7 protein-coding genes, 1 pseudogene and 1 riboswitch are annotated in these 10869 nt (G+C 67.2%); of the genes and pseudogenes, 6 read left to right on the forward strand and 2 right to left on the reverse strand.

The window, feature by feature from the left end; all coding sequences use genetic code 11:
- Positions 1–60: 60 nt before the first annotated feature.
- Positions 61–876 carry an ABC transporter permease gene (locus tag EPK82_RS08910; RefSeq protein ID WP_134676347.1) on the forward strand — a complete coding sequence of 272 codons (816 nt, stop codon included), beginning with the start codon at positions 61–63 and terminating at the stop codon, positions 874–876.
- 41 nt (positions 877–917) lie between these two features.
- Positions 918–1729: pseudogene (locus tag EPK82_RS08915) on the forward strand (ABC transporter ATP-binding protein).
- 253 nt (positions 1730–1982) lie between these two features.
- Here EPK82_RS08915 and EPK82_RS08920 read toward each other — a convergent pair.
- Positions 1983–2918 carry a hypothetical protein gene (locus EPK82_RS08920; protein WP_037055421.1) on the reverse strand — a complete coding sequence of 312 codons (936 nt, stop codon included), beginning with the start codon at positions 2916–2918 and terminating at the stop codon, positions 1983–1985.
- A complete protein-coding gene (locus tag EPK82_RS08925; protein WP_037055418.1) occupies positions 2915–3940 on the reverse strand; it encodes an isopenicillin N synthase family dioxygenase in 1026 nt (341 codons plus the stop codon). Before EPK82_RS08925 ends, EPK82_RS08920 begins: the two co-directional genes overlap by 4 nt.
- A gap of 333 nt (positions 3941–4273) precedes the next feature.
- A riboswitch (guanidine-I (ykkC/yxkD leader) is annotated at positions 4274–4373 on the forward strand.
- Positions 4374–4440: 67 nt separating this feature from the next.
- On the opposite strand from EPK82_RS08925, the gene EPK82_RS08930 reads away from it, so the two are divergent.
- The 4 genes from EPK82_RS08930 to uca all read left to right on the forward strand — a co-directional run bounded on the left by EPK82_RS08930 (position 4441) and on the right by uca (position 10773).
- Entirely contained in the window at positions 4441–5508 is a 1068-nt protein-coding gene (locus EPK82_RS08930) for a putative urea ABC transporter substrate-binding protein (protein ID WP_134676348.1), read from the forward strand.
- 71 nt (positions 5509–5579) lie between these two features.
- A complete protein-coding gene (locus EPK82_RS08935; RefSeq protein ID WP_134676349.1) occupies positions 5580–6308 on the forward strand; it encodes an urea amidolyase associated protein UAAP1 in 729 nt (242 codons plus the stop codon).
- A 10-nt stretch (positions 6309–6318) separates the two neighbouring features.
- Positions 6319–6954, forward strand: coding sequence for an urea amidolyase associated protein UAAP2 (locus tag EPK82_RS08940; protein WP_134676350.1), 636 nt, complete (start codon positions 6319–6321; stop codon positions 6952–6954).
- Between the two features lie 192 nt (positions 6955–7146).
- Positions 7147–10773, forward strand: a complete 3627-nt coding sequence (uca, locus tag EPK82_RS08945; RefSeq protein ID WP_134676351.1) for an urea carboxylase — start codon at positions 7147–7149, stop codon at positions 10771–10773.
- The last annotated feature ends 96 nt before the right edge of the window (positions 10774–10869 follow it).

Here is a 10869-nt window from a genome sequence, read left to right on the forward strand (position 1 = left end):
GCGGCGTCGTCGCGCTCTAGCCGTGCCCGCCCTTCGCTACAGGCCCGACGAGGACTCTCCATGCGCCTGATCAACCGCCATCCGGACCGCAGCGGCCGCCTGCTGCTGATCCTGCTGCCCTTCGCCCTGCTGCTGTTCGTCTACTTCAGCACCTCGACCGCACGCCTGGCCGAGAACCCCAACGACAAGCTGCTGCCCAGCGCCAGTCAGATGATCGATGCCGTCGACCGCCTGGCCTTCAGCGAAGACAAGCGCACGGGCAACTACCTGTTCTGGCAGGACACCGCCTCCAGCCTCACCCGCCTCGCCATCGGCCTCGGCGTGGCGGCGCTGGCCGGACTGGTGCTGGGTATCGCAGCCGGCAGCGTGCCGCTGTTCGGCGCGCCGCTGTCGCCGATGCTCACGGTGCTGTCGATGATTCCCCCCCTGGCCATCCTGCCGATCCTGTTCATCGTCTTCGGCCTGGGCGAGCTGTCCAAGGTGATGCTGATCGCCATCGGCATCACCCCGTGCATCGCCCGCGACATCGAACAGCGCGCGCGGGAGATTCCAGCCGAACTGCTGATCAAGGCTCAGACCCTCGGCGCCAACTCCTGGACGCTGATCCTGCGCCTGGTGCTGCCGCAACTGATGCCGCGCCTGTTGATCTCGCTGCGCCTGATGCTCGGCTCGGCCTGGCTGTTCCTGATCGCCGCCGAGGCCATCGCCAGCACCGACGGCCTCGGCTACCGCATCTTTCTGGTCCGCCGCTACATGGCCATGGACGTGATCCTGCCGTACGTCGTCTGGATCACCCTGCTGGCCTGGCTGATGGACCTGGGCCTGCGCCAGGTGCTGCGTCTGTGCTTCCCCTGGCACGCAGGAGGCAAGGCATGACCCTGTTCAGCCAACACATCGTCCCGCTGAGTGAACCCGCCATGAGCGAACCCCGTACCGCCGCCAGCCCGTCGCCAGGCGCCTTCATCGAAACGCGCCACCTGTGGCAGGAGTACGCCGACCAGGTGGTACTGGAACGCCTCAACCTCAGGGTCGAGGAAGGTGAGTTCTGCACCCTGGTCGGCGCCTCCGGCTGCGGCAAATCCACCTTCCTGCGCCTGCTGCTCGGCCAGGAACGCCCCAGCCGCGGCGAGCTCCTGCTCGGCGGCGCCCCGCTCCCCAACGAGCCGGACCCGAGCCGTGGCGTGGTCTTTCAGCGCTATTCGGTGTTCCCCACCTGAGCGTGCTGGACAACGTCGCCCTGGGCCTGGAACTGCCGCGCGCCCCCGTGCTGGGGCGCCTGTTCGGCGCAGCCAAGCGCGAGGCCCGCGAGCGCGCCGCCAGCATCCTCGCCCGGGTCGGCCTCGGCCATGCCCTGGACAAATACCCCAGCGCGCTCTCGGGCGGCATGCAGCAGCGCCTGGCCATCGCCCAGGCGCTGGTGATGCAACCGCGCATGCTGCTGCTCGACGAACCGTTCGGTGCCCTCGACCCCGGTATTCGCAAGGACATGCACGCCCTGCTGCTGGAGCTGTGGCAGGAAACCCGCCTGACGGTGTTCATGGTCACCCATGACCTGTCGGAAGGCTTCAGCCTTGGCACCCGCCTGCTGGTGTTCGACAAGGTGCGCCACGACCCGCAGGCCCCCAACGCCTATGGCGCGCGCATCACCTACGACATTCCGCTGAACGCCGCACGCCGCGCGCAGGCGCAGCTGCCCAGCGAAGTGGCCGAACGTATTGCCGCACGTTGATAGTCCGCCCCGAAGACGTTGCCGATCAGCTCAACACCGTAGCCCGGATGAAATCCGGGGGATAACCGGCACATTGTCCCCGGATTGCATCCGGGCTACACAGCCGAACGCCATACGCTGATCGTCCGTAGGAACCCGCTTGCGGGCGATCCAGCGCGGCTAAAGCCCCTCCCACGAATCGTGGCGGCCCCCGCCCCGTGGGAGGCGCTTCAGCGGCGAGCTTTTCAGCGCTGCATCGCACAGGCACCGATGGCTAGCTCAACACCTCGAGATAACGCGCCAGCGTCTCCTGCTCCGTGGCGAACCACTGCTGCGCTTCGCTGCTGCTCGGCGTCGCGAGGTCGGCTCGCCAATCCGGCTCGAGGGTATCGACGATGAAGGTACGCACCCGTGCACGGCCATCCTGCGGATGGTGCAGGTACTGGCGGACGCGCCCCTGCACCGGAGGCTCGAAACCCTCCAGAGTCAGTACCTGGCCGACGCGCGCCGGCACGGTGGACAGTTGCACGCGGTAGTCGCCCTGCGCATCGATGCTGGCCAGCGAGGTTTCGCAGTCGAGCAGCGCCGCCAGAGTCGCAGCATCGCCACAGGCCTGCGCCACCCGCTCACGCAATGGCATGCTCGACGGCCGCGGCTCGAGCGCTCGCCCCTGCACCCAGCCAAGCTGCTCGCCGCAGACGATCAGGCCACCCCCACGGCGCAGCACCTGGCCGGTTTCACCGTCGCATTCTTCCAGCAGGCGCAGGCCGATCAACGGTCCCCTGCCGGCCTGCAGGCGCCAATCCTCGACATAGGCGCCCGTGGTGCCGAACTCGATCATGCAGTTGCCGATGCGCTGCAGCCGCGCCGGCTCCGGCCAGCGGTTGTGCAACTGCAGCGAGACCCCGCCGCGCCAGCTGAGCATGCCGCCCTCCCAGAAGCTGTCGGCCACCCAGCCTTCGTGATTGGCCAGCACGCGCAGCTCGGCGGCGTCATAGTCCTGCCAGGCGCGCCCCGGCAATGGCGGCCCCTCCGGCAGACGCAAGTCGATGGTGAAGGTGCGGCTCTGCAACCAGTGCACCTGAGTGCGTTCGTCGCTGCGGCCATCGGCGAAACTGATGGTGCGCCGGCGAAAGTGCCCGAGCATCCAGTCCGGCACGCCGCCCTCGACGCGCATCGGGTGGCGTGCCGCCAGTTCGAACAGGTTCATGCCGTCACCTCCCGGCGCCCCAGGCCGAAGCTGGACAGGCCCAGCGTGCCATCGGGGAGCTGCAGCGTGCCGTCCTCCAGACGCTCGCGAAGGTAACGAAAGGTCTGCGCGGTCTGTGCGAACAGGTGATCGCCGCAGCTCACCGGCTGGTACACCCGCTCACCGCGAGGCGCCAGGCCGGCAATCGGCGCGATGCGCGTCGGGTAGTCGCAGGCGCAGAACAGCGGGAAGGCGAAACGCTCCTCGCTGACCTTGCGCACGCGGTGCGAGGTGGCAACGAACTGGCCGTTGCTGAGTACCTCGAGCATGTCACCGATGTTGATCACGAAGGCGTCCTCGATCAGCGGCACGTCGATCCACTGCCCGTCGCCGTTGAGCACCTGCAGCCCCTCGGCAGTCGGCAGCAGAATGGTGAAGCACTCGTAGTCGGTGTGCGCGCCGATGCCAGGGCGATCCGCCACCGGGTCGGGGTCGAGCGGATAGTGGATCATGCGCAGCTGGCTGGTGGGGTGGCGGGTGATCCCGGCGAAGGTGTCCTCGGCCAGCCCCAACGCCAGGGCGAAACCGCGAAACAATGTGTCGCCCAGCGCCAGCGCGGCACGGTAGTAGGCGCTCACCTCGCGCTTGAAGTTGGCCGAGTCCGGCCACTGGGTCGGCCCCAGCAGCGGGTAGACCTGCGCCGCTTCGGTGTAGTCGTAGTTGACGTCGTAGGCTTCCTTGAGGTCCTGGCTGCCACCGGCGAACTGCTCCTCGCCTTCCGGCACGTAACCACTGTGGTTGCTCGACTGGCCGATGTAGAAGCGCATCTTTTCCGCCAGCGGCCGGGCGAAGAAGCTGCGCGCCTGGCGGATCAGCCCCTGGCGCAGCTCGCGGGCAATACCGTGCCCGCTGATCTGCAGAAAGCCGACGTCGCGCGCGGCGCGGCCGAGCTCGTCGGCCACGCGCTGGCGCGCGGCCAGGTCGGCACAATTGAGACCGGAGATATCGACAAGCGGAATGGACGTGAAATGGGTATGCGCCATGGCAAGCTCCCTTGAACAAGTGAGTTACCTGGTCGTCCAGACAAGCAGCGGAGTCGGGTCGTCCCGAAGGCGCCAGCGAGGCCGCCTCTGCAGCCAGGCTGGTAGCGATTTCCATGCCACCGCGCTGGGGCGCCGGGAAGCGCATTTCACGCGTCGCCCGCCCTCGAACGGTGCAGTGGACGCATCAACGGCCCCATCAGGCAGCACCGGTGCCGCCTTGCCCGGCCGCCAACCCGTGGTTCACCGCGTTTACCGACCTGGCACGCAATTCGCTACGACCTCAGCGTGCAGGTTCCAACCGGGATTTCCCGGAATCGCGGCACCACAATTTGCGAAATGGATGACTAGGGTTCCGATCCGCCCAGGCGGGTGACTGGTCCGAGAGTCATCGACCTCCGATGAGGTTACACGGCGGGATAAAAGCCCGGGAGAACGCGCCTTTCGAACGCTTCGAAACGTGCCGCGACTCCTGCCCGTACTCATCAAGACTGGAGGTTCCAATGCGCAAGTACCGTCTGCTCTCCTTCGCTGCCGCCGGCCTGGCCGCAGTACTCAGCTTCAGCGCCCACGCCGAGAAGAAAGACAGTTTCAGCGTCTGCTGGACGCTCTACGCCGGCTGGATGCCCTGGGGCTATTCCAGCACCTCCGGCATCATCGACAAATGGGCGAAGAAATACGGCATCGACATCGACGTCGTGCAGCTCAACGACTACGTCGAGTCCATCAACCAGTACAGCGTCGGCCAGTTCGACGGCTGCACCATGACCAACATGGACGCCCTGACCATTCCGGCTGCCGGCGGCGTCGACTCCACCGCACTGCTGGTCGGCGACTACTCCAACGGCAACGACGGCCTGCTGATCAAGGGCGAAGGCAAGACCCTGGCCGACCTCAAGGGCATGCCGGTGAACCTGGTCGAGCTGTCGGTCTCCCACTACTTCCTCGCTCGCGCCCTGGAAAGCGCCGGCATGAGCGAGCGCGACGTGACGGTGGTGAACACCTCCGATGCCGACATCATCGCCGCCTACACCACGCCCGGCGTGGAGGCCGCCGCCACCTGGAACCCGATGCTGGCGGAAATTCTCGCCCAACCGGGCAGCACCCAGGTCTTCGATTCGTCGAAGATTCCCGGCGAAATCCTCGACATGATGGTGGTCAACACCCAGACCCTGAAAGACAACCCGGACTTCGGCAAGGCCCTGACCGGCGCCTGGTTCGAGATTCTCGAACTGATGCAGGCCGGCACCGCCGAGAGCAGCGAAGCGCTGAGCGAAATGGCCAAGGCCTCCGGGACCGACCTCGCCGGCTACCAGTCGCAGCTGGCCACCACCAAGCTGTTCTACACGCCGCAGGACACCCTGGACTTCATCACCAGCCCGGCGCTGCCGGAGACCATGACCAAGGTCGCCAGCTTCAGCTTCGACCACGGCATCCTCGGTGAGGGTGCACGCAGCGCAGATGCCATCGGCATGACCTTCGCCGGCGGCGTCAGCACGGGCGACAGCGCCAACATCAAGCTTCGCTTCGACCCCAGCTACGTGCAGATGGCCGTCGACGGCAAGCTCTGACGCCATCCCATCGCAACGATGATCAGGCGCCCTCTGGCGCCTGACGCTCCGGCTTTGATCCCGAGGTTCCCATGCACACTGCCCTTACCCTGCGCCCGAGCCTGTACGAAGAGACCGTACCCGGCGGCGGGCATACCTCCTTCATCCTCAAGCGCGGACAACTGCTGCGCATCACCGACATCGAGGGCGGCGCCAACGTCAGCCTGCTGCTGTTCAACGCCGGCGAAAAGAGCGAGCGCCTGAACCTGCCGGACACCCTCAAAGGCCAGCACACCGCCAAGCTCACCGCCGGCCATTGCCTGTACTCGGACATGGGCAGGGTGCTGGCCGCGATCACGGCCGATACCTGCGGCTGGCACGACAGTTTCGGCGGCGTGCTCAACGCCGCCGAGACGCTGGAGAAGTACGGCCAGGGCCGCTACCAGGAACTGCGCAACGGTTTCTTCCGCAACGGCATGGACAACCTGCTGGTGGAGATGGGCAAGTGGGACCTGAACCTGCAGGACCTGCTGATGAACCTCAACCTCTTCAGCCGCGTGGATGTCGACGCCGCCGGGGCCTTCCACTTCCAGCCCGGCAACAGCCAGGCTGGCGACTACATCGAACTGTACGCGCCGATGGACACCCTGGTGGTGCTCACCGCCCTGCAACACCCGATGGACCCGAACCCGCAGTACGCGCCCAAGCCCGTGCAGCTGAGCTGGAGCAAGGTCGCCAGCGACGGCATCAGCGTACTCTGCCGCACCTCGCGCCCGGAGAACGGTCGTGCCTTCCACAACACCGAACGCCAGTACATCTGAGGGTGCCGACATGAGCCTGACCGCAAGCAATATGCATCCCGAAACCGCCGTCTACCGCCACACCATCCCGGCGGGCGAGCCCTACCTGTTCGAGGTCAGGGCCGGACAGACCCTGCGCCTGCACGACCTGGAAGGCAACCAGGCAATCGACACCCTGTTCTTCGCCGCTGCCAACCCGCGCGAGCGCTTCGACCCGCAGCGCACCCTGCGCAAGCAGAACCGCGTCTACCTGAGCACCGGCACCGTGCTCCACTCCAACCTCGGCAACCCGCTGCTGACCATCACCGCCGATACCTGTGGGCGCCACGACACCCTCGGCGGAGCCTGCGCGCAGGAGAGCAACACCGTGCGCTATGCCCTGGACAAGCGCTACATGCACAGCTGCCGCGACAACTTCCTGCGCGCCAGCCTGCACGACGGCCGCCTGAGCAAACGCGACATCGGCGCCAACATCAACTTCTTCATGAACGTGCCGGTCACGCCCGAAGGCGGCCTGACCTTCGAGGACGGCATCTCCGCGCCCGGCAAGTACGTCGAGATGAAGGCCGAGACCGATGTCATCGTGCTGATCTCCAACTGCCCGCAGCTGAACAACCCCTGCAACGGCTGGAACCCGACGCCCGCCGAAGTGCTGGTGTGGGATTGATTGATGCACTCCCCTCTCCCGCTTGCAGGAGAGGGGCCGGGGGAGAGGGTCATGTCATCAACCGCCCCTCTCCCCAGCCCTCTCCCATGAACGGGAGAGGGAGACAAGCCAGCCGGATTTTCCGCCACGGACGACCGTGGCGCATGACCAATGACGGCGGGACGGCCCGCCATGACCTTCGAGGGTCACCCCATGTTCGAAAAACTGCTGATCGCCAACCGTGGCGCCATCGCCTGCCGCATCCTGCGCACCCTGCGTGAATTGCAGGTCGGCGGCGTGGCCGTGTACTCCGAAGCCGACGCGGCCAGCCTGCATATCCAGCAGGCCGACGAGGCCTTCTCCCTGGGTGAGGGGCCGGCGACGCAGACCTACCTGGTGGTCGACAGGATTCTCACCATCGCCAGGGCCAGTGGCGCCACGGCGATACACCCCGGCTATGGCTTTCTCTCCGAGAACGCCGCCTTTGCCGAAGCCTGCGAAGCGGCGGGCATCGCCTTCGTCGGCCCGACGCCCGAGCAACTGCGCGTGTTCGGCCTCAAGCACACCGCCCGCGCGCTGGCCAGGCAACACGGCGTACCGATGCTCGAAGGCACCGAGCTGCTGGAGAACGTGGCGGCGGCGCTGGCCGCTGGCGAGCAGGTCGGCTACCCGGTGATGCTGAAAAGCACCGCCGGTGGAGGCGGCATCGGCATGCGCGTCTGCCGTTCGGCCGAGGAGCTGAGCGACGCCTTCGACGCCGTCAAACGCCTGGGACAGAACAACTTCAGCGACAGCGGCGTGTTCATCGAAAAATACATCCAGCGTGCCCGTCACCTGGAGGTGCAGGTGTTCGGCGATGGCCAGGGCGAGGTGATCGCCCTCGGCGTGCGCGACTGCTCGGTGCAGCGCCGCAATCAGAAGGTGCTGGAAGAGACTCCGGCGCCGAACCTGCCCGCCGGCATGGCCGATGCACTCTGCGCGGCAGCGATCAAGCTGGCCAAGGCGGTCGACTACCGCAGCGCCGGCACCGTGGAGTTCGTCTATGACAGCGAGGCGCAGCGCTTCTACTTCCTCGAAGTGAACACTCGCCTGCAGGTCGAGCACGGCGTCACCGAACAGGTCTGGGGCGTCGACCTGGTGCGCTGGATGATCGAACTGGCGGCCGGTGACCTGCCGCCGCTGAGCGAGCTGGCCGCCGGGCTGCGCCCCAGTGGACATGCCATCCAGGCACGCCTGTATGCCGAGGATCCGGGCCGGGACTTCCAGCCCAGCCCCGGTCTGCTCACCGCCGTGGCCTTCCCGCCCGCCGATGGCAAGGCGCTGCGCATCGACACCTGGGTCGAGGCCGGCTGCGAGATTCCACCCTATTTCGACCCGATGATCGCCAAGCTGATCGCCTGGGCCCCGACCCGCGCACAGGCCAGTGCCGCGCTGGACCAGGCCCTGGCGGATTCCGTGCTCTACGGCGTGGAATGCAACCGCGACTACCTGCGCCAGATCCTGGCCGATACTCCCTTCGCCAACGGCTCACCCTGGACACGCTGCCTGGAAGGCCTGGTCTACCAGGCCAGCACCTTCGACGTGCTCAGTGCCGGCACCCAGACCAGCGTGCAGGACTACCCCGGCCGCCTCGGCTACTGGGCCGTCGGGGTGCCACCCTCCGGGCCGATGGACGACCGCGCCCTGCGCCTGGGCAACCGCCTGCTCGGCAACGACACCGCAGCAGCCGGCCTGGAAATCACCATGAGCGGCCCAACCCTGCGCTTCAATTGCGATGCCGTGGTGGCCGTCACCGGCGCCGATATCCCGCTGAGCGTCGACGGCGCCGCGCAACCGATGAACACGGCCCTGCTGATCCACGCCGGCAGCACCCTGGCCCTCGGCACCATCGCAGGCAGTGGCGCGCGCAGCTACGTGAGCGTTCGCGGCGGCATCCAGGTGCCGGACTACCTGGGCAGCAAGAGCACCTTCACCCTCGGCCAGTTCGGCGGCCACGGCGGTCGTGCCCTGCGCGCCGGCGACGTCCTGCACATCCCGACGCTGAACGAACGCAGCGCAGGCGCACGACTGCCTGCCGAGCTCTGCCCGGCCCTACCAGCGCTGCGCGAACTGCGGGTGATCTACGGCCCCCACGGCGCGCCGGAATACTTCACGCCAGCCTATGTCGACAGCTTCCTCGCCACCGACTGGGAAGTGCACTTCAACTCCAGCCGCACCGGCGTGCGCCTGATCGGGCCGAAGCCCGAATGGGTGCGCGACAGCGGCGGCGAGGCCGGCCTGCACCCGTCGAACATCCACGACAACCCCTACGCCATCGGTGCGGTGGACTTCACCGGCGACATGCCGGTGATCCTCGGCCCGGACGGCCCCAGCCTGGGCGGTTTCGTCTGCCTGGTGACCATCATCGAGGCCGACCTCTGGCAGCTCGGCCAGCTCAAGGCCGGCGACAAGGTGCGCTTCGTGCCGGTGGATATCGCCACGGCGCGGGAGCTTGCCAAAGCCAGTGCAATCGAGTGCACCACACTCCGTGGGAGCGGCTTCAGCCGCGATATAGCTGGCACACCAATCGCGGATAAATCCGCTCCTACAGGCTCCCCCATCGTGCTCGACCTAGGCGAAGCCGACACCCGCCTGGTCGCGCGCCTGTCCGGCGACACCCACCTGCTGCTGGAGATCGGCCAGCCGGAGCTCGACCTGGTCCTGCGTTTCCGTGGCCACGCGCTGATGCAGGCACTGGAGGCCAAGCGCCTCGACGGTGTGATCGACCTCACCCCGGGCATCCGCTCGCTGCAGCTGCACTACCAGCCGGAAACCCTGCCCCTGCAGACGTTGCTCGACATCGTCGCCGGCGAATGGGACGCGGTCTGCGCCGCGCGCGATCTGCAGGTGCCGTCGCGCATCGTCCACCTGCCGCTGTCCTGGGACGACCCGGCCTGCCAGTTGGCCATCGAGAAATACATGACCACCGTGCGCAAGGACGCCCCCTGGTGCCCGAGCAACCTGGAGTTCATCCGCCGCATAAACGACCTGCCGAACCTCGACGAGGTGTATCGCACCGTATTCGACGCCAGCTACCTGGTCATGGGCCTGGGCGACGTCTACCTGGGGGCACCGGTGGCCACGCCGCTCGATCCACGTCATCGCCTGGTCACCACCAAGTACAACCCGGCACGCACCTGGACGGCGGAGAATTCGGTGGGCATCGGCGGCGCCTACATGTGCGTGTACGGCATGGAAGGCCCCGGCGGCTACCAGTTCGTCGGCCGTACCCTGCAGATGTGGAATCGCTACCGCGAGGTCGCGGCCTTCGACGGCAAGCCCTGGCTGCTGCGCTTCTTCGACCAGATCCGCTTCTACCCGGTATCGGCCTCCGAGCTGCTGCGCATCCGCCGCGATTTTCCGCTCGGCCGCTTCGACCTGCGCATCGAGCACAGCGAACTGGCGCTGGCCGACTACCAGCAGTTCCTCGCGGATGAGGCCGATGGCATCGCCGCCTTCCGCCACCAGCAGCGTGCAGCCTTCGACGCCGAGCGGCAGCGCTGGATCGACAGCGGCCAGGCGCATTTCGAGGTCGAGGATGCCGCACCGGAGCAGGCGGAAGACGCTCCGCTCGGCGTCGGCCAGCACGCCATCGAAAGCCACGTGGCCGGCAACCTCTGGCAGGTGCAGGTCAGCGAAGGCGCGCTGGTTCAGGCAGGTGACGTACTGGTGATTCTCGAATCGATGAAGATGGAGATCCCGCTGACCGCCCCCATGGCCGGCACCGTGCGCGAAGTGCGCGTGCAACCGGGCTCGCCGGTGCGCGCCGGGCAACGCGTGGTGGTCCTGGACGAAGCCTGAGATTCGCAGCTGAAGCACCTCCCACAGCCCCCTGTGGGAGGACTTCCACCACAACCGCCGACCCCGTCCACCCCGCCCCGTGGGAGCGGCTTCAGC

Source organism: Ectopseudomonas khazarica (genome assembly GCF_004521985.1).
GTDB classification, from domain to species: domain Bacteria; phylum Pseudomonadota; class Gammaproteobacteria; order Pseudomonadales; family Pseudomonadaceae; genus Aquipseudomonas; species Aquipseudomonas khazarica.